The 18,999-nt window shown below is 69.6% G+C and carries 20 protein-coding genes; 12 read left to right on the plus strand and 8 right to left on the minus strand.

Translation table 11 applies throughout. The features are described 5' to 3' along the window. The first annotated feature begins 27 nt into the window (after positions 1-27). The 3 genes from BKA15_RS19885 to BKA15_RS19895 all read left to right on the plus strand — a co-directional run bounded on the left by BKA15_RS19885 (position 28) and on the right by BKA15_RS19895 (position 2,331). On the plus strand, positions 28-1,752 hold the full coding sequence (locus tag BKA15_RS19885) for a bifunctional 3'-5' exonuclease/DNA polymerase (protein WP_218871487.1): 1,725 nt from the start codon (positions 28-30) through the stop codon (positions 1,750-1,752). Between the two features lie 3 nt (positions 1,753-1,755). After that, positions 1,756-1,983: a type II toxin-antitoxin system Phd/YefM family antitoxin gene (locus tag BKA15_RS19890; protein ID WP_179753666.1), complete on the plus strand. Its 228-nt coding sequence runs from the start codon at positions 1,756-1,758 to the stop codon at positions 1,981-1,983. 63 nt (positions 1,984-2,046) lie between these two features. Beyond that, on the plus strand, positions 2,047-2,331 hold the full coding sequence (locus BKA15_RS19895) for a hypothetical protein (protein WP_179753668.1): 285 nt from the start codon (positions 2,047-2,049) through the stop codon (positions 2,329-2,331). Positions 2,332-2,453: 122 nt separating this feature from the next. Here the strand turns inward: BKA15_RS19895 and BKA15_RS19900 are convergent, their stop codons facing one another. Next, a complete protein-coding gene (locus BKA15_RS19900) occupies positions 2,454-3,128 on the minus strand; it encodes a GntR family transcriptional regulator (protein WP_218871488.1) in 675 nt (224 codons plus the stop codon). A gap of 177 nt (positions 3,129-3,305) precedes the next feature. Here BKA15_RS19900 and BKA15_RS19905 point away from each other — a divergent pair, with 177 nt between their 5' ends. The 6 genes from BKA15_RS19905 to BKA15_RS19930 are packed head-to-tail and all read left to right on the plus strand — an operon-like array spanning position 3,306 to position 9,974. Then, complete coding sequence (locus tag BKA15_RS19905) at positions 3,306-5,027, plus strand: GH39 family glycosyl hydrolase (protein ID WP_179753670.1); 1,722 nt, start codon at positions 3,306-3,308, stop codon at positions 5,025-5,027. 16 nt (positions 5,028-5,043) lie between these two features. Further along, a complete protein-coding gene (locus tag BKA15_RS19910) occupies positions 5,044-5,892 on the plus strand; it encodes an aldo/keto reductase (protein ID WP_246322389.1) in 849 nt (282 codons plus the stop codon). A gap of 24 nt (positions 5,893-5,916) precedes the next feature. Then, on the plus strand, positions 5,917-6,879 hold the full coding sequence (locus BKA15_RS19915; RefSeq protein ID WP_218871489.1) for a carbohydrate ABC transporter permease: 963 nt from the start codon (positions 5,917-5,919) through the stop codon (positions 6,877-6,879). Continuing rightward, positions 6,876-7,730, plus strand: a complete 855-nt coding sequence (locus tag BKA15_RS19920; RefSeq protein WP_246322390.1) for a carbohydrate ABC transporter permease — start codon at positions 6,876-6,878, stop codon at positions 7,728-7,730. Before BKA15_RS19915 ends, BKA15_RS19920 begins: the two co-directional genes overlap by 4 nt. A 33-nt stretch (positions 7,731-7,763) precedes the next feature. Then, the gene (locus BKA15_RS19925) at positions 7,764-9,194 is read left to right on the plus strand and encodes an ABC transporter substrate-binding protein (protein ID WP_179753674.1); all 1,431 of its coding nucleotides are present in this window, start codon (positions 7,764-7,766) and stop codon (positions 9,192-9,194) included. A 12-nt stretch (positions 9,195-9,206) separates the two neighbouring features. Beyond that, a complete protein-coding gene (locus BKA15_RS19930; protein ID WP_179758579.1) occupies positions 9,207-9,974 on the plus strand; it encodes an SDR family NAD(P)-dependent oxidoreductase in 768 nt (255 codons plus the stop codon). A gap of 3 nt (positions 9,975-9,977) precedes the next feature. On the opposite strand, the gene BKA15_RS19935 is transcribed toward BKA15_RS19930, so the two are convergent. Then, complete coding sequence (locus BKA15_RS19935; protein ID WP_179753676.1) at positions 9,978-11,333, minus strand: FAD-binding oxidoreductase; 1,356 nt, start codon at positions 11,331-11,333, stop codon at positions 9,978-9,980. Between the two features lie 62 nt (positions 11,334-11,395). On the opposite strand from BKA15_RS19935, the gene BKA15_RS19940 reads away from it, so the two are divergent. Continuing rightward, positions 11,396-12,373 carry a helix-turn-helix transcriptional regulator gene (locus tag BKA15_RS19940; protein WP_179753678.1) on the plus strand — a complete coding sequence of 326 codons (978 nt, stop codon included), beginning with the start codon at positions 11,396-11,398 and terminating at the stop codon, positions 12,371-12,373. Between the two features lie 107 nt (positions 12,374-12,480). Here the strand turns inward: BKA15_RS19940 and BKA15_RS19945 are convergent, their stop codons facing one another. Then, a complete protein-coding gene (locus tag BKA15_RS19945) occupies positions 12,481-13,356 on the minus strand; it encodes a LysR family transcriptional regulator (RefSeq protein ID WP_179753680.1) in 876 nt (291 codons plus the stop codon). 105 nt (positions 13,357-13,461) lie between these two features. Here BKA15_RS19945 and BKA15_RS19950 point away from each other — a divergent pair, with 105 nt between their 5' ends. Next, positions 13,462-14,484: an aldo/keto reductase gene (locus tag BKA15_RS19950; RefSeq protein ID WP_179753682.1), complete on the plus strand. Its 1,023-nt coding sequence runs from the start codon at positions 13,462-13,464 to the stop codon at positions 14,482-14,484. Here BKA15_RS19950 and BKA15_RS19955 read toward each other — a convergent pair. The 4 genes from BKA15_RS19955 to BKA15_RS19970 all read right to left on the minus strand — a co-directional run bounded on the left by BKA15_RS19955 (position 14,459) and on the right by BKA15_RS19970 (position 16,690). Beyond that, on the minus strand, positions 14,459-14,632 hold the full coding sequence (locus BKA15_RS19955; RefSeq protein WP_179753684.1) for a hypothetical protein: 174 nt from the start codon (positions 14,630-14,632) through the stop codon (positions 14,459-14,461). The genes BKA15_RS19950 and BKA15_RS19955 overlap by 26 nt on opposite strands. Then, positions 14,629-14,895 carry a hypothetical protein gene (locus BKA15_RS19960; protein WP_179753686.1) on the minus strand — a complete coding sequence of 89 codons (267 nt, stop codon included), beginning with the start codon at positions 14,893-14,895 and terminating at the stop codon, positions 14,629-14,631. The genes BKA15_RS19955 and BKA15_RS19960 overlap by 4 nt, the downstream gene beginning before the upstream one ends. Positions 14,896-15,036: 141 nt before the next feature. Then, entirely contained in the window at positions 15,037-16,020 is a 984-nt protein-coding gene (locus BKA15_RS19965; RefSeq protein WP_179753688.1) for a Gfo/Idh/MocA family protein, read from the minus strand. Between the two features lie 25 nt (positions 16,021-16,045). Further along, the gene (locus BKA15_RS19970) at positions 16,046-16,690 is read right to left on the minus strand and encodes a LuxR C-terminal-related transcriptional regulator (RefSeq protein ID WP_179753690.1); all 645 of its coding nucleotides are present in this window, start codon (positions 16,688-16,690) and stop codon (positions 16,046-16,048) included. A 78-nt stretch (positions 16,691-16,768) separates the two neighbouring features. Here BKA15_RS19970 and BKA15_RS19975 point away from each other — a divergent pair, with 78 nt between their 5' ends. Further along, a complete protein-coding gene (locus BKA15_RS19975; RefSeq protein ID WP_179753692.1) occupies positions 16,769-17,503 on the plus strand; it encodes an alpha/beta hydrolase in 735 nt (244 codons plus the stop codon). On the opposite strand, the gene BKA15_RS19980 is transcribed toward BKA15_RS19975, so the two are convergent. After that, positions 17,466-18,860, minus strand: coding sequence for a sensor histidine kinase (locus BKA15_RS19980; RefSeq protein ID WP_179753694.1), 1,395 nt, complete (start codon positions 18,858-18,860; stop codon positions 17,466-17,468). The genes BKA15_RS19975 and BKA15_RS19980 overlap by 38 nt on opposite strands. Positions 18,861-18,999 lie beyond the last annotated feature (139 nt).

The following is an 18,999-nucleotide window of genomic DNA, read 5'->3' on the forward strand; positions in this document are numbered from 1 at the left end:
CGGAGCCCCTCCGTAGAGTCGGCGACCGTGGAGGAGATCGCCGTCGCGGTCGCGGACGACCTGGTCGTGCTGCGATCGCTGGGCGGCGCCAGCGACGAGACGATCGACCGGTCCGCGGCACCGGTCCGGCTCGGTGAACTGGAGCGCGCCGGCGCACGGTGGGTGTGGGCGGACACCCGGGAGCTCTATCCGGAGTTGCTCCGCGCCGGCGTCCGGCTCGAACGCTGCGTCGATCTTCGCCTCTGCCACGCGATCCTGGCCGCCTCGACCTATCTGGCCGAGCCGCTGCAAAGCTCCGACACGTTCTGGGACCGGTCGCCGGCCGAACTGCTGGAGGACGAGCAGCCGACGCTGCTGGCCCGGCCGATGGAGCGCGCCGACCTGGATCAGGTGGTCGCCGAGCACCGGCTGCAGACCGCGGCGGTCGCCGACTCGCCGCACCGGCACCGGCTCCGGTTGCTGCTCGCCGCCGAGTCGGCCGGTGCCTTGATCGCGGCCGAACTGCACCACCACGGGCTGCCGTTCGACGTCGCGGTCCATGATCGACAACTGACCGAGCTGCTCGGCCCGAAGCCGCGATTCGGTGGCCGGCCGGCGGTGCTGGAGGGGCTGCTCGGCGAGATCCGTACGGCGCTCGGGCAGCCCGGCCTCAATCCCGACTCGCCGCCCGAACTGCTCCGCGCCCTGCACACGGTCGGGCTGGACGCCACCAGCACCCGGCAGTGGGAGCTCAGCAAGCTTGATCATCCGGCGATCGCGCCGCTGCTCACGTACAAGAAACTGTCCCGGCTGCTGTCCGCCAACGGCTGGGGCTGGGCCGATCAGTGGGTTAGGGACGGCCGGTTCCGCCCCGAGTACGTGCCGGCCGGCGTGGTCACCGGTCGCTGGGCCACCCGCGGCGGCGGCGCGCTGCAGATCCCCAAGCTGCTCCGCGGTGCGGTGACCGCGGAACCGGGCTGGCGGCTGGTGGTGGCCGACGCCGCCCAGCTGGAACCGCGCGTGCTGGCTGCGATGGCCAGTGATCATCGCCTGGCCCGGGCCGCGCGCGGCGGCGACCTCTATCAGGGCCTGGTCGACGAGGGAGTGGTGGAGACCCGCGCGAAGGCGAAGGTGGCGATGCTCGGCGCCCTGTACGGAGCGACGACCGGCGAGTCCGGGCAGCTGATGCCGCGGTTGATCAAGGCCTACCCGCGGGCCACCGGGCTGGTCGAGGACGCGGCCCGGGCCGGCGAACGGGGCGAGGTGGTGACCACCTGGCTGGGCCGGAGCTCACCGCGGCCCGGGCCGTGGTGGTACGAGGGCCAGAACGCGGCGAGCCAGCCGGAGGCCGGGCCGACCGAGCAGCGCCGGGCCCGGCAACAGGCCCGCGACTGGGGCCGGTTCACCCGCAACTTCGTCGTCCAGGGCACCGCCGCGGAGTGGGCGCTGTGCTGGATGGCCGACCTGCGCAACCGGCTCGCCACGCTCGGCCCGCCCGACGATCGGCCCTACCTGGTCTACTTCCTGCACGACGAGATCATCGTGCACACGCCGGACCGGCTCGCCGATCAGGCCGAACATTCGGTACGGGAAGCCGCCCACACCGCCACCCGCCTGATGTTCGGCGACTTCGAGATCGACCTCGCCCTGGACCTGGCCACCGTGACCAGCTACGCCGAGACCGAGCCGGCCGCGGACATCGCAGCAGAGCTCGAGACGTCGGAGGAATCCCTCGAACCCGTTGACCAGACAGGTTGGTCAGCCCAGGCTTGAGGCATGACGCAGCTCGTCGACGTGCAGGAAGCGAACGCGCGTCTGGCTGCCTTGCTGGTCGCGGTCGAGGCGGGCGAAGAGGTGATCATCGCTCGCGGCGGTAGACCGGTGGCACGGCTGGTGGCCATGCAGGACGGTTCGCGGCGGGAGATGGGCTTCGTCGGCTACCGAGTCCCGGACAGCTTCTTCGAACCGCTGCCAGAGGACGAACTCGCTGCGTGGAAGCAGTAGCCGTGCCTGCGCTGCAGGTTGATCTCGTGACCGCGGTCGACGATCTGTGCCACTGTGGATTTCATGAGTGCTGATCATGGACCGGATCCCACCCCGATCGACGAGCCGGCCGGCCGCAGCTCGACCGGCGCGCCGCTGCCCGGGGCGCGGGCGGGCGGGGCGAGCGCGATCGGCGGGCTGAGCCTGGCCGGGCTCGCGGTCGGCGCGCTGGCCGGGGGTGCACTGGCGTTCGGCGTGATCGCGATCGGGCGGCTGGTGATCCGGCGGGCCACAATTCGTACCCTCAAGATCGGCGATCTTGAGGTCGACCGACTGCGGGTTCGCCAGCTTCTGGTTGACCCTTCCTGATCCCACCCGGGCGAGGCTCACCTGGGGTTGAGCGCGGGCTGCGGGTCACCGCCTGAGGAGGCGGCGTCCTGGGCAGGGCATGCTTCGTCAGGCTCAGCGGACGTAGTCGACACCCGGCCTGATCAGGGGAGGTCGAGCCGCTTCAGGCGTTCGTACGCACCGAGGATGTGCTTGTCGACGGCGGCCCGGGCGAGCTCCGGGTCGGCCTCGGCCAGCGCGTCGCGCAGCTCGCGATGCTCGGGGTAGCCGACCTCTGAGAAGTCGGGGAAGTTGATGTTGCGGGCTCGCAGGAACAGGCGGACCTGACCGCGGATCGACTCCCAGACCCGCTGCACGCGTGCGTGATCACAGGACGCGTAGACGATGTCGTGGAAGGCAAGATCAAGAACGACCGCGCTGTCCGGATCGATGGTCGTGTCGACGGCCTTCATCCGTTCCAGGACCTCGTCCATCTCGGCGAACTCGGCCGCGCCCATCCGGGTGCAGGCCCGCTCGGCGGCCAGCCGCTCGATGGCCCCGCGCAGCGTGTGCACCTCCTCCACGTCGACCCGGGTCAGCGCGGCCACGTAGGCGCCGCGGTGCCGGCGCAGCTCGACGTACCCCTCCGCCTCCAGCTGGGTGAACGCCTCGCGGACCGGCCCGCGGCTGACCGACATGGCTTCCGCGATCGCGGCCTCCTTGAGGTGCTCGCCCGGCTCGAACTGGCCGTTGGTGATCATCTCGCGGAGCAGGTTGGCGACCATCGTGCCGAGCGCGGGCTGGACCTGCATCGGTCGCTGGATTCCCTGGGGAAGCACGCGCGCCTCCTTCCTGGCCGTGTCCCCGGATCATGTCACGAACTACAAATCATTAACAATATATCGTTGACAATATGGGGTTCGGGTCGTGAAACTCGATGGAGGAGTTGATCACCGGACGCGGCGAGTCGCGTCGCCGCCCGTCACACGACGCAGTGAGAGCGAGGGGCCACCCCCGTGAGCACCGAGACCCAGAACCCCCATGTCAGCCGCCGGGCCCGCAGCCCGTTCCCGCCGGCGGCGCCCAGCGACCCGGATGCACCGCACGTCGACCAGGCGCTGGTCGAGATCGATGCCGCCGCCGACCTCGGCCCGATCGAGCCGGTCTGGCGCAGCATCGGCTACGACGAATTCAATTGGACCTATACCCGAACCGGGAAGCGCCTGTTGCGCACGTTCGGCGAGATCAGCGGCGACAGTTACCACGTCCGGCCGCATTACGTCTTCTGCTCGGGCAGCGGCTTCGGAATTCCGCACTGGAGTTCCGGAAACGTCTATCACGAGGACGAGCAGGGGAATCCCTATTACGATTTCACGCTCGTCGACCAGGCCTATGACGCCATTGTCGGCGCCGGGCACCATGTGCTGGTCGAGTTGGGCTTCACCCCGCGAGACCTGGTGCCCGATGTGGAATTCACGGTGCCGTCGAGCCCGACGCTGTACGGCGCGTACGAAGCGGGCGCCTGGCGCTTCCCGCCGCGCGACTACGAGCGCTGGGGCGGTCTGGTCGAGGCGCATGCCCGGCACTGCGCGGAGCGCTACGGGATGGACGAGGTCAGCCAATGGCTGTGGGAACTCTGGAACGAGCCCGACATCTTCTACTGGGGCGGCACGGTCCAGCAGTACAACGAGCTCTACACCGTGACCGCGCGGGCCGTCCGTGCCGCGATCCCCGGCGCGAAGGTCGGCGGGCCGTCGGTGACCAGCGGCGGCCTCGAGTTCCTCAAGGAATTCCTCGATTACACGAGTTCGAGGGGCGAACCGCTCGATTTCATCTCGTATCACACGAAGGGCTGCCATTTCCCGACCCGGGACTATCGGCCGATCGGCGCACCCGCGACCGAACAGGCGAGCCCTTCCTCGACGAAGATGTTGTACGACATCGTACGGTGCAATCGCATCATCGCCGACTACCCCGAATATCGTGAACTCGAGATCCTGGTCGACGAGTGCGACGCCGCGGTGCCGGCGCATTTCGGGCGCTACGACAACGCCAATTACGAGTTCCAGAACACCGAATATTATCCGGTGTTCCAGGCGAAACTGTTCAAGAAGATCCTTGACCTCAACGCCGCCGGCCCGGTCTCGGTGAACCAGGCGACCTCGTGGAGTTTCTACTTCGAGGCCGAGCGCTGGTTCGAGGGGACTCGCTCCTTCCTCACCGCGGACGGCACCGAGAAGCCGCTGCTCAACGCCTACCGGATGTTCGGCCGGCTCGGCGGCCGGCGGATCGCCGCCCGGTCCGACCGGGCCTGGTCGATCGAGGCTCTCGACGATCCGGATGGCAGCAGCATGCCCGAGGAAGTCGACGCCCTCGCCACCACCGACGCCGACGGCACCCTGGCGATCCTGGTCTGGCGGCACACCGACGACCAGTACCAGCGCGCCGAGGCCGAGACGACGGTGCGGCTCGCGCTGTCCGGGCTCGACCGGACCGCCTACCGGCTGACCCACTTCCGGATCGATCATGATCACAGCAACGCGCACACGGTCTGGACGTCGCTCGGCGCGCCGTTCGATCCCGGCCCGGACGAGATCGCGAAGATCCAGGCCCGGCAAGGGCTGGAGGAGCTCGAGCCGGCCCGCGCCCTCGCGGCTGACGCGTCCGGCACGCTCTCGATCGAGGTCACGCTGCCGCTACCGGCGGTGTCGCTGTTGATCTTGACCCCCGGCGGTTGAGATGTCCGGGTCGACCATGATCACGTTGCGCGACGGGGCCGCGGTGCCGCAGCTCGGCCTGGGCGTCTTCGAGATCCCGCCGACGGAGGTCCAGAGCGTCGTCGAGGTGGCGCTGGAGGCCGGCTACCGGCACCTGGACACGGCGGCCGCGTACGTCAACGAGGCCGGGGTCGGCGCCGCCATCCGGGCCAGCGGGCTGCCGCGCGACGAGGTCTTCGTGACGACCAAGCTGCGCAACGGTGATCAAGGGTACGAGTCCGCGCTGCGGGCCTACGACGACAGCTGCCGCCGGCTCGGCCTGGACCGGGTGGATCTGTACCTGATCCACTGGCCGAACCCGGCCGCCGAACGTTACGTCGACAGTTGGCGGGCGCTGGAACGGCTGGCCGCGGAGCAGCGGGTCGGCTCGATCGGGGTGTCGAACTTCCTGCCCGAACACCTGGAGCGGCTCGCGAAGGAGTGCGAGCAGACTCCGGCGGTGAACCAGCTCGAACTGCACCCGACGTACCAGCAGGCCGACGTGGTGCGCCACTGCGCCGAGCGCGGGATCGCCGTCGAGGCGTACTCCCCGCTCGGCCGCGGTGCCGATCTCGGCCATCCGACGGTGCACGCCATCGCCGCTGATCATGGTCGGACGCCGGCGCAGGTGCTGCTCCGGTGGCACCTGCAGCGCGGCCACATCGTGATCCCGAAATCGGCGACGCCGGAACGCATCCGAGCCAACGCCGACGTGTTCGACTTCGCGCTGTCCGGTGAGGAGGTGACCAAGATCAACGGGCTGGAGGCCGGCCACCGAACCGGCAACGATCCACAGACCTTCGCCGCCAGCCAGCTCCGCCCGATCCCGGACCTCGCGTCCGACTGATCCGACTCTCGAAGGTTGACGTCAATGACGACATTAGCGATGCGAGGAGTGCGGCCCGAGGACAAGCGGGCCGAACGGCCTGCGCGACGCGGCCAGCGGGGCCGGCTGACCCTCTGGGTCTGGCTCTTCCTGCTGCCGACCGCGATCCTGTACGGCCTCTACACGCTGTACCCGATCGTGGCGAGCTACTGGTACTCCCTGGTCGAGTGGAACGGCTTCGAATCGGAGCAGCGGTTCGTCGGCCTGGCCAACTACCAGGCGGTGTTCGCCGACCCGATGTTCTGGAGCTCGTTCAAGATCACGTTGATCTTCATGCTGCTGGTGGCTCCGGCCCGGGTGATCCTGAGCTTCCTGCTGGCGATCGTGCTCAACTCGCCGAAACTGCCGTTGGCCCGGCTGTTCCGGACCGCCTTCTTCCTGCCGGTGGTGACGACCACGGCGATCGTCGGCGTGGTGATGCAGTTCGTGCTCGATCCCGCCAGCGGCCCGCTGAACAGCCTGCTGCAAGCCCTCGGCCACGGCGGCGGGATCAGCTTCCTCGGCGACTCGCAGACCGCGTTGATCACCGCGTCCGTGGTCTACGTCTGGAAGTTCTTCGGCATCACGCTGGTCTACTGGCTGGCTGCGCTGCAGACGATCCCGTCCGAGCTGTACGAGGCGGCGCGGATCGACGGCGCCGGGGCGGTCCAGCTGTTCACCCAGATCACCGTACCGCTGCTCAAGCCGTTCTTGATCATCATCTCGCTGCTCACCATCGAGGACTCGTTCCGGGCCTTCGACCTGATGCAGACGCTGACCGGCGGCGGCCCGTACTTCGCCACCGAGGTGATCGAGATCTACATCTACCAGCGGGCTTTCACCGCGCCGATCCCGCAACTCGGGTTCGCGTCGGCGGCGGCCGTCCTCTTCGGCCTGTTCGTCTTCGTGGTCGGACTGATCCAGCTCTGGGGCGTCTGGGCTGCGCGCCGGCTGCGGGCGGGGGCATGATGACCGCCCCGCGGGTGCGCCGGCTGATCAGAAGGCTGCCGTGGTGGATCGCGACGGTGTTCCTGATCGGTGCCGTGCTGCTGTGGATCTTCCCGTTCGTCTGGATGCTGTCGGCGTCCCTGAAGGACAACACGGAGGTCTTCGCGGCCGGTCTGAACCTCATCCCGGAGATGCTGGTCTGGGAGAACTACGGCCGGGCCTGGGAGGACGCGCAGTTCGGCCGGTACCTGTTCAACACGGTGCTGGTCACCGTGATCACGGTGATCATCGTGACGCTGCGCTGCGCCGCCGCCGGCTACGTGATCGGCCGTTACCGGTTCCGCGGCTCCCGCCTGATCGTCGGGATTCTGGTCGCGACGATCTTCGTCCCGACCGGTTACACGATCATCCCGGTCGTCCAGGTGTCGCTGCAGCTCGGCTTGATCGACTCGCTGGCCGGAATGATCTTGGCGCTCAGCGGCGGCGCGAACGTTGCCTCGATCCTGATCTACGCCGGCTACTTCCGGCAGCTGCCGCGAGAACTCGAGGAGGCGGCGATCGTCGACGGCGCCGGGTTCCTGCGCACGTTCCTGTCGATCATGTTCCCGCTGGCGATGCCGGTCACCGCGACGGTGGCCCTGCTGACCTTCCTGGGCACCTGGAACGCGTTCTTCCTGCCACTGGTGTTCACGTTCAGCCGTCCGGAACTGCGCACGCTGAGTGTCGGGATGCAGGCCTTCATCGGCCAGGACGCCGTGGACTGGTCCGGCATGACGGCCGCCGGGATCATCTCGATCGTCCCCGTGGTCCTCCTGTTCTTCTTCCTGCAGCGCTACTTCGTCGAAGGCATCGCCGGAGCAGTGAAGTCCTAGCCAACTCTCGCCAAGCGAGGAAGGGGTGTCGGCATGAGACCGACCATGAATCGCCGTGGATTCCTCAGTGGGATCACGGCCCTGGGAATCGGAGCGGCCGTCGCCGGGTGTTCCGGCGGCAGTTCCGGTACGTCGAGCGGAGGGCTCCAGTGGTGGGACCACTTCAGCGCCTACCAGGATCTCCAGAAGGAATGGGCCAAGGGCCAGTCCGAGCAGCTCGGCGTGCCGGTCACCTACACCTATTACGAGGCGTCCAAGGCCGGCGAATCGCTGCGCCTGGCCAACCAGGCGAAGAAGCTGCCGGACGTGTTCTCCAACGTCGTCGGCCTGCCGCTGGCCGCGCTCGTCGCCGACAAATGGATCCGCGAGGTCGAGTTGTCGGACGACACGTTGAAGCGGCTGCCGAAGGAGATCCTGGTCGAGGGGGTGACCAAGATCGACGGGAAGCTCTACGGCGTCCCGCTGCAGTCGTTCCGCTCCCATCCGAGCTTCACCTGGACCAACGTCGAGCTGTTCGCCAAGGCCGGCCTCGACCCGGCGGACATTCCGGGTGACTACGACAGCTTCCGGGCGACCTGCCAGAAGCTGAAGGCGGCCGGGGTCGCGCCGATGACCATCGCGCTCGGCGCCGACGGCGGCCGGGCCGGTGATCAGATCAACGACATGGCCCAGGTCGCCGGCTTCCCCGGTCTCGGCGGAGTCCGTTACGCCACCGGGGAGTACGGGTTCCACGACGACACGTACGTGAACGCGATCGAGTTCTGGAAGGAGCTCTTCACCGGCGGCCTGATGCTGAGCGGTACGAACACGTTCAGCGTGGTCAACGCCAGGACCCGGTACGCCTCGGGCGGCGTCGCGATCTTCATCGACGGCGCCTGGTCGCCCGGCGGATCACGGGTCCTGCAGCCGGACTTCCTACCCAAGATGGGCGTCGGCCAGGTGGTGACGCCGGAGGCCGGAGCCCCGGTCGCCCTGTATCGCAACCTCAGCGGCCCGACCTTCGTGATCTCCGGCAGCACGAAAGATCCGGAGGCGGCCTCGAAGCTGGTCGAGTCGTTCACCGGCGAGGACTACCTGGTCAAGATCACCGAGGCGATGGACGCGCCGCCGATCGATCTCGATCTTGTGGCCACTGCGGACGTGACGGATCCCTACAAGAAGGCGGTGACGATGCTGAAGGAGCAGGTGTTCCAGGGGCCGCAGGCGGTGGTCCGGAACCCGGACGTCTCGCTCGCCGAGGCCCGCCGCAAGCCCGTCACGCCCGGTCTCGGTGCGATCGTGCAGGGCTACCTCGGAGGTGACGTCCCCGACCTCCGGGCCGCGTTGAAGACGCTCAGCGACGCCAACGAAACCGAGCGGGAGAAGGCGATCGCGGCGGCCAAGGCGGACGGTGCCGAGGTCGCGCTGGACGACTATGCCTTCCCGGACTGGAAACCGGGCGCCGACTACGCGTACTCGAAGTAGGAGTGGTTGATCATGGAGCAGAGCGGTCAGCGAACGGCAGTGATCACCGGCGCGACCTCGACCCGTGGCATCGGCCGGGCGACCGCCGACGTGCTGGCGGCGCAGGGCTGGAGCATCGGTGTGCTGGATCTTGATCAAGCGGCCTGCGACGAACTGGCCGGTGAACTCACCGCGCGGCACGGCGTGGCGGCCTACGGCGCGGCCGCCGACGTGTCGGACGAGCAGCAGGCGCGGGCCGCGATCGATGCCATGGAGGCCGCCCTGCCGCCGATCCTCGGGCTGTTGAACTCGGCCGGCGTCAGCTCGCCGCTCGACTACTTCGACGTCAGCTCGGACGAGTGGCACCGGGTGATCGGGATCAACCTGACCGGTGCCCACTACGTGACCCGGCGGGTGGCCGAGACGATGGTCCGGAACCGGCGCGGCGGCCGGATCATCAGCCTGGCCTCGGTGTCCGCGCAGCGCGGCGGCGGCACGTTCAGCAAGACGCCGTACTCGGTGGCCAAGGCCGGGCTGATCGGGCTGACCCGGTCCCTGGCCCGCGAGCTCGGACCGTACGACATCACGGTGAACGCGATCGCCCCCGGGCCGATCGACACCGACATCATGGGCGGACCGCTGAGCCCGGAACGGAAGCGCGAGCTGGCCGATGATCTTGTGGTGAACCGGATCGGGCAGACCCGTGATGTGGCAGCCGCCGTCGCGTACCTGATCTCTGACGACGCGGGCTACGTCTCCGGGCAGACCTTGAACGTCGACGGCGGCCTCTACATGCACTGATCCTCAGGCGGGCGGGATGTTCGCGTTGTAGCGGAACACGTTGTCCGGATCGACCCGGGACTTGATCTTGGTCAGCCGGTCCCAGGCGTCCGGCTCGAAGGTGGCCCGGACGTCGGCCTCGGTGGCGCCGGCGCCGAGGAAGGTGAAGTGCCGGCCGCCCGTGTCGTGAGCGGACAGCGCCTCGAGGACCCGTTCCTGGGTGGCGGTCACCCGGTCCAGCTCGGTCTGCTCCGGCTCGGCCGACGAGAGTCCGATGATCATGGACGCGGTGAACGCGGCGTCGCGGTTGCCGACCGCGTTCGGTACGGCAGGTGGCCGGGCCAGGGCTCCGCCCAGGTGCCGCAACTCCAGGACCGGCGGGCGTTCGCTACCCGGTCCGGCGGCCTTGATCAACTTCTCGATCGTGCCCTGGTCGAGGCCGTCCAGCAGGGTGCCGCGGGTGCGGTGCGGCGACGGGTCGGTCGGGTCGTTGTTGATCGTCGCGATCTCCGCGTACGGCAGCGTCCGGAACCCGCCCAGCAGCGGGTCGCCGATCGCGCCGAGTCCGCGGAACAGTTCCTCGGCCTGATCCGCCGGGCCGGTCGAGGTGGCCCGGATCGACAGGACGTGTTTTCCGCGCAGCGGCGGTGGCAACACCGGCAGATCGGGCAGCGGGACGACGACGGCGGTCGAGGTCACCTCGTCCGGCAGCGTCTGCAGCCAGTCGTACCAGGCCGCCAGCCCGGATCCGATCAAGGGGGTGTCGAAGAACAGCGAGCCGCCGTACAGCTCCCGTTGCGGGAACAGCCCGATCTCGATTCCGGCGACGACGCCGAAGTTCCCGCCGCCGCCGCGGACCGCCCAGAACAGGTCGGGGTCGCTGTCGGCGGTGATCATGGTGCGCTCGCCGTCGGCGGTGATCAACTCCACCCGGTTCACATGATCGGCGGCGAACCCGTACCGCCGGGCCAGCGGGCCGATCCCGCCACCGACCGTGTACGAGACAGTGCCGACCGAGCGGGCGTTGCCGGCCAGTCCGGCCAGTCCGTGCTCGGCGGCCGCGGCGACGACCTGGTCCCAGCGGGTGCCGGCGGCGACCCAGGCGGTCCGGCGTTCCGGGTCGATCGTGACGCCGGTGAGCCGGGAGGTGTTGATCAAGAGGCCGCCGTCGGTCCGGCCGGGCGAGCCGTGGCCGGTGGCCTGGACCGCGATCGGCAGCCCCTGGGCCTTGGCGTACCGGACGGCGGCAGTGAGTTCGTCGGTGTCGGCGGGCGTGGCGATCAGGTCGGGCCGGAGCGGGTTGAAGGTCTGGAATCCGGTCCGGCGCTGGTCGTAGTCGGGATCACCGGGCCGGATCAGGTCGATGGTCTCTGTGGTCATGGCTGCGATACTAGGGACGCTTGAGGACGGATCGTGTCCTCAACGGAGAAGAACCTGAACTCATGACGGATGTCACGGACCGGTCGCTGGCGCTGCTCGGGCTGCTCGCGGCCCGATCCTCCTGGACCGGAGCCGAGCTGACCGACCGGCTCGGGATCACGCCCAGGACGCTGCGCCGCGATGTCGCCCGGCTGCGGACGATCGGCTATCGGATCGACAGCACCACCGGGACCGCGGGCGGTTACCGGCTGGCCGCCGGCACCCGGCTGCCGCCGCTGGTCTTCGACGACGACGAGGCCGTGGCGATCGCCGCCCTGCTCGGGCATGCCGAGACGAACCCGATCGAGGGAGTCGGCGAGACGGCCGCCCGGGCCCTGGGCAAGCTCGGCCAGGTGCTGCCGCGCCGGCTCCGGGACCGGGTCGCCGCGATCGCCGCGGTGTCCGGCTCGGAGCCGCTGGCCGGCGCCGGACCGCGCGGGCAGGCGCCGATCGACGGCGAGGTGCTGGCCCGGCTGGCCTTGGCGGCGCGGGACCGCGAGGTGATCGGGTTCGGGTACCGGGACCGGGCCGGCCGGCTGTCCCGGCGCCGGGTCGAGCCGCACCGCGTGGTGACCGGCTACGGCTGGTGGTATCTCGTCGCGTACGACCTCGGTCGCACGGACTGGCGGACGTTCCGGCTGGACCGGATCGCCGCCCCGGAGGGCACCGGGCAGCGATTCGGTGACCGGGAGCCGCCGGGCGGGGCGCGGGCGTATCTGAATCGATCGCTGGCCTCGACCCCGTACCGCTACCGGGCGGTGATCACGCTGGCGGCGACCGAGGAGGAGATCCGGGCCCGGGTCGGCTACCTGTTGCCGAGCCGGATCCGGCAGTTGGACGACGGACGCCGGCGGGTCGAGTTCGGCGACGACGACCTCGGTGGCGTGGTCCGGGTCGTGCTGGCGTTGATCATCCCGGCCGTCCCGTACGAGCTGGAGGCCTCCGCCGAGGTCCGCGACGCCCTTCGCACTACCGCCGCCGACCTGCTGGCCCACCTCTGAGTCCCGCGCGTCACTCTGGCCTCAAGTTTTTCACGTAACGTGAAAAACTGGCACTTACGCGAGAAGTAACTCTGGTATTGCGACAAGAAGTGTGGGGAAGTGCTCCGCTAGGGCGTCAGGGCGGGGTCGGACAGGAAGGCTCGGGCTGCGGCGCTGAGCCGGCGGCCGGTGGGGGTGGCGACGGCCAGCTCCCAGTGGGGCACCTCGTCGGCCAGCGGGACGAACTTCGCCGTGGTCCGCTTGTGCCGGAAACTGTCCGGGACCACGGCCACGCCGAGCCCGCCGGCGACCAGGTCGAGCAGGAAGTGGACATCATTGGCCTCCAGCGCGACCCGCCGCTCGATGCACGCCGCGGCCAGCACCCGGTCAGTCAGGTCCCGGGTGATCCAGCCGGGATGGAAGTCGACGAACGTCTCGTCCTTCAGGTCCAGCACCCCGATCTGCCGTTCGGCCGCCAGCGGGTGATCGGGCGCACAGGCCAGCAGCAGCGGCTCGGCGGACAGCGGCCGCAGCGTGATCCCGGGCTGCTCGACGAACGGCACCGACACGAAGGCTGCGTCCAGGTCGCCGCCGTGGACCAGACCCAGCAGCTCGGTCGACCCGGACTGGCGGAGCCGGATCTCGACGCCGGGATGGGCCCGGTGGAACCGGGTCAGCAGTGCCGAGACGTTCAGCCCGCCGAGGCACTGCAGGGTGCCGATCGCGAGCCGTCCGGTGACCACACCCTGCACCGCGGCGACCGCATCCCGGGCCGCCTCGGCCGCGCCGACCGTGTGCCGGGCCTCGGCCAGGAGGGCCCGGCCGGCGTCGGTCAGCTCGACGCTGCGGGTGTTCCGGATGAACAACTCGGCGCCCAGTTCCCGTTCCAGGGAACGGATCGCGGTGGACAGGCCGGACTGGGCGACGTGCACCCGCTGGGCGGCCCGGGTGAAGTGGCGTTCCTCGGCGACGGCGATGAAGTACGTGAGGTGGCGGAGTTCCATGGGTCATCCGTATCGGTGATCAGTGGAATCGGATTCTTCTGTTGGACAGGATAAACGTGGCGGCGCAGAGTGGGTGCCATCAGTTCTACGGAAGGCACAACATCCATGGAGTACCGCACCCTCGGCGGCACCGGCACGGTCGTCTCGACCCTCTGCCTCGGCACGATGACGTTCGGCCAGGAGAGCGACGAGGCCGTCTCGCACGCCCAACTCGACCGGTTCGTCGAGCAGGGAGGCAATTTCGTCGATACCGCCAACGTGTACGGCCGCGGCGTCTCGGAGGAGATCATCGGCCGCTGGCTGGCCGACCGAGGCAGCGCCGTTCGTGATCAGCTGGTGATCGCGACCAAGGGCCGGTTCCCGATGGGCGACGGCAGGAATGATCTTGGTCTGTCCCGGACCAACCTGTCCCGCGCGCTGGACGCCAGCCTGAAGCGGCTGCAGGTCGACCGGATCGATCTCTACCAGGCGCACGCCTGGGACGCGCTGACGCCGATCGCGGAGACGCTGCGCTTCTACGACGACGCCGTCCGGGCCGGCAAGATCAACTACGTCGGGGTCAGCAACTTCACCGGCTGGCAGCTGCAGAAGGCGACCCTGGTGGCCGAGTTCCGCGGCCTGCCCAAGATCGTCACCCTGCAACCGCAGTACAACCTGCTGCAGCGCAGCATCGAGCTGGAGCTGACCCAGGTCTGCGAGAACGAGAACATCGGCATCCTGCCCTGGTCGCCGCTGGCCGGCGGCTGGCTGACCGGCAAGTACCAGCGCGACACCACACCGACCGGCGCCAGCCGGCTCGGCGAGGACCCCGGTCGTGGGATGGAGGCGTACGCCCGCCGCAACGCCGAGGAGCGCACCTGGCGGGTGATCGGCGCCGTCGAGCAGGTCGCCAAGGACCGTGGGATCTCGATGGCCCAGGTCGCGCTGGCCTGGCTCAACGACCGCCCGGCGGTGACGTCGGTGATCTTGGGCGCCCGGACCGTCGAGCAGTTGGACGACAACCTCGGCGCCGCGGGACTGCACCTCTCCGAGGACGAGACGAAGCTGCTCACCGAGGCGAGCCAGCCGATCGTCGACGACTACCCGTACGGGCAGCCGGGGATCAACCAACGGCACCGCGCGCTCTGAGCCTCGGCACCGGGCGGGCCGCGAGCAGCAGCACGGAGCCGGCGACGACGAACAGGAGATGGGCGGCGCGGACAGCCGGGAAGTACGGCGACGTCGCGCCGCCCAACGCCTCGGCCAGGTCCGCGCCGGCCGCCAGCTCGGTGATCAACGGAACGACCAGGCGGTGCCGACGCCGCCGAGCATGATCAACACCAGCCAGCGGGCGACTCGGTTGCCGCGCCAGGTCAGGCCGATCAGGACGAAGGCGGTCGCGTAGACGGCGACCCGGGCGCCGACGAGGAAGGCCAGTCCCGGCGGCGGCTCGCCGGCCGCCGCGAAGCTCAGCAGTCCGATGATCATCTCCGCGACGCCGGCCAGCACCGCCAGCGTCAGCAGCGTGCAGGCACGCCCCAGTCTCGTTGCGTTCTTCATGATCATCAGCATCGTCGCCGCGGCGGGCGGGGTCGATGGGGTCGCCCGGCGGATCCGGACTGGGGATAACCCGATGATGATCACGTGGCTCGGCCCTTCGACAGGCCCAGGGCGCGTTGGCTAGGGCAGGCCCGATGATTCTCAGGACGGTTGGCGGAGGGGCAGGCCGGCGGCCCGGTAGATCGCGTCGATCACGGTCATGGAGGCGATCGAGTCCTCCGGCGGGGTCAGTGGCGGTACGCCGTCGAGGACCGCGGCGACGAACGCCGACAACTGGTACGCATAGGTCGGGCGGCGGGAGAAGCGCTCCACCCGGCGATGATCACCGATCCGGACCGAGAGCCGGTGCCCGTACTGCGGGGCGTACGGATTGATCACCCGCAGTTCGCCCCGATCACCGACGACGCGGGCCGACATCCGCAACACGTCGCGGGACCACATCGAGCAGCGGACCGTTCCGGTGTGACCGCCCGGGAACCGCAGTTCCGCCGTCATCGCGCGGTCGACCCTCGGGTCCCGCAGCTTCGCCACGGCGCTGATCACCTCCGGCTCACCGCCGAGCAGCCGGGCCAGGTGGACCGCGTAACAGCCGGCGTCCATCAAGGCCCCGCCGGCCAACCCGTAGTCGTACCGGATGTCGGAGAACACCGGCAGCGGGAAGCACATCGCGGTCTCCACATGCCGCAAGGTGCCCAGCTCGCCGGACAAGATCAACTCCCGCAGCCGCCGGGCCAGCGGATGATAGCGGTAGTGGAACGCCTCCATGACGACCAGCCCGCTGGCCTTCGCGGCCGCCGCGACGGTGCGGGCCTCCTCGGCGTTCGCCGTGAACGGCTTCTCGCAGAGCACGTGCTTGCCGGCCTCGAGCGCCGCCAGGGTCCAGCGGCCGTGCAACCCGTTCGGCAGCGGGTTGTAGATCGCATCGATCCGTTGATCATCGAGCAGGGCCCGGTAGTCGCGGTAAGCCGTGCGAATCCCGTGCCGTCGCGCGAAATCCTCCGCCCGGCTCAGGTCCCGCGCGGCGACGGCGACGACCTCGGCGCCGGGCACGGTCCGAGCCGGCTCGATCAGGGCGGCGGGCGCGATCCGCGCCGCACCGAGCACCCCGATCCGTACCGTTTCCATGATCAGCCGCGTTCCATGGTCACGGTCAGCGCGACTTGAGCCAGGCCAGCACGGCGAGCACCCGGCGGTTGTCCGAGCCGACGTCGGGAAGATTGATCTTGCTGAAGATGTTCGAGATGTGCTTCTCCACCGCGCCGCCGGTGATGAACAGCTGGCCCGCGATCGCCGAGTTGCTGCGGCCCTCGGCCATCAGGGCGAGCACCTCCCGTTCTCGGGCGGTCAGCGCGGCCAGCGGATCGGAGCGGCGGGCGACCAGCAGCTGGGCGACCACCTCGGGGTCCAGCACGGTGCCGCCGCCCTTGATCGTCTGCAGCGCCTCGGCCAGCGTGTTCAGCGAGGTAACCCGGTCCTTGAGCAGATAGCCGACGCCGCCGCGACCGTCGGAGAGCAGCACATCGGCGTAGGACAGCTCGATGTAGGCCGACAGCATCAGCACGCCGAGCGCCGGGTTCTGCAGCCGCGCCGTGACCGCGGCCTTCAGCCCGTCGTCGGTCATCGTCGGCGGCATCCGTACGTCGACGATGGCGACATCGGGCTTGTGCTCGGCCGCCGCCGCGATCAACGACGGTGCGTCGTCGACGGCGGCCACGATGTCGCAACCGACCTCGTCGAGCAGTCGGATCAGCCCTTCCCGGAGCAGGACGGAGTCATCGGCGAGTACCACGCGCATGCCTTAACTGTGCCCCATCGCAGGCCGCCCGACGGCACCGGTAGCGTTTGACGGGACTCGAGTGGGGGATGATCATCAATGCGATCCGAGGAACTGCGGTTCGGCGAGGACGAGCGGCAGGTCGTTGATCTTCGGCTGCCGGACCGGCCGCTCCGGCCGATCGGGCTCTTCTACATCCACGGCGGCGGCTGGTACGCCGGGCAGCGGGCCGACTTCCACGGCCACGTCGAGCACTTCGCCGGCCTCGGTTACGCCGCGGCTGCCACCGGCTACCGGATCGACGAGCAGACCGGCTACCGGGACAAGCTGACCGACGTCACGGCCGGGCTGGACCGCTTCCGGGCCAGGCTCGCCGAGGAGGCTCCGGAGGTGGACCGGATCGTCGTGCTCGGCAGTTCGGCCGGCGCCCACCTGGCGACCATGATCGCGCTCGGCTCGGCCGAGATCGCCGGCTGCGTCTCGGTCAACGGACCCGGCACGATGGTGCCCTGGCCGGACCAGGACGCCAACATCGCGACCAAGATCAACTGGCTGCTGCAGGACGGCACCACGGCCGAGGAGATCTCACCCGACCGCCAGGTCCGGGACGGTTGCCCACCGTTCCTCTTCCTGCTCGCCGAGTACGAGCACCTGTTCCCCCATGATCACGTACGGGAGCTGGCCAAGATCATCGAAACGCACGGCGGGTGGACCGAGACCGAGGTCGTACCCGAAACCAAGCACGGTTTCGTGTACGCCCTCGGCAACCCGGCCACCGACCGCGCGCTCGCAGCGATCAGCGCATTCCTGGAGCGGCTTGCGGCATCGCGTTGACCGGCACCGTCGCGGTGATCATGGTCGGACCGCCCACCGGTGAGGAGACGTGCAGGTTGCCGTCCACCCCGGCCAGCCGGTCGGTCAGCCCGACCAGCCCGTGCCCCTTGGCGACACTGGCGCCGCCGACGCCGTCGTCGGTGATCGTGATCACGACCACCCCGCCGAGCCGCCGCACCTCCACGGCGCAGGTCGAGGCCTGGCTGTACTTCTCCTTGTTGGCCAGTGTTTCCGCGACCACGAAGTAGACCGCGTTCTGGGCCGCGTCGGACAGCGACCGGGCCTGGTCCAGGTCCTCGTCGATGTCCACGGTGGTCGGGATGACGCCCCGCGCGGCGAGCGCGGTCACGGCGGCCCGCAGCCCACGTTCGGTCAGGATCGGCGGCGCGATGCCGCGGGACAGGGTCCGGATCTCGGCCAGCGCCTCCTGGGACTGCTCCATCGCCTGGCGCAGGATCTGCTTGGCGGTGTCCGGGTCGGTGTCCAGCCGGCGCTCCACCGCGCCGAGGTCCATGCCGAGTCGGACCAGCCGCTGCTGCGGGCCGTCGTGCAGGTCCCGCTCCAGCCGTCGCAGCGTGTGCGCCTCGGCCTCGCCGGCCGCGGCCCGGCTGTGCGTCAGCTCGCTGACCTGCTGCCGCAGATGGGACGCCTCGTCGACCAGCAAACCCTTCGCGATCGCCGCCTGCAGCATGACCAGGCCACGCAGCACGAACGGCGCGGTGATCAGGAAGAACGCGCCGAGCATGGTGGTCAGGATGACATCGGCGACGACGCCGGGAAAGCCGAGCAGCCAGGCCAGGCCGGTCCGGTCCTCGTCCGGCAGGTACTGGCTCCAGAACCAGTACGTCAGCCCGCCCGGACCGGCGACCACCCACGGGATGGCGATGCAGAAGCTGGCCGTGTTCACCACGAACGCGATCGGGATGTGCAGCAGGTCCCGCCAGCCCTGCGCGGACCGCAGCCGCCGCATCCGGCCCCAGAACCGCATCCTGCCGCGCGGATAGACCGGGCGGCGGAGCTCGTACCCGGCACCGGCCAGCAGATTGCGGTGGAACTGGGCGAAGCCGCCGGCCACGACCAGGGCCGCGGTCAGCACGAACAGGCCGAACACCGTGACCGCGGTGCCGACGCCGAGGCTGAACAGCGGCACACAGACGATGAAGCCGAACAGCGCGATGAAGAAGCCACCGGCGACACAGCCGAGGTCCCGCCCGGCCTGCCGGATCGTACGGGCGAGCGCGTTGCCGCTGTCGATGGGGGAGGGCTGGGTGAGGTCGCTCATGTCGGGTCCATTCTGAGGGGTGGCGCCGAGCTCCGCACCCTGGCTGAACTCGAGCTCGCTGCCGATGTTCGTCATGACCTCAACCCTGCCGCCGCGGCGGTGCCGGAACCATCCTGCTGTCCGGCCGAACGGGGGTGGGGAAATCCCCTCCGAACCGGCCGACGACGCCCGGGCGGACGGTGCAATTAGTGCAGATCTGGCGCAGCCGGCCCGG

Origin of the sequence: Microlunatus parietis (assembly GCF_013407955.1) — a bacterium.
Lineage (GTDB): Bacteria > Actinomycetota > Actinomycetes > Propionibacteriales > Propionibacteriaceae > Microlunatus > Microlunatus parietis.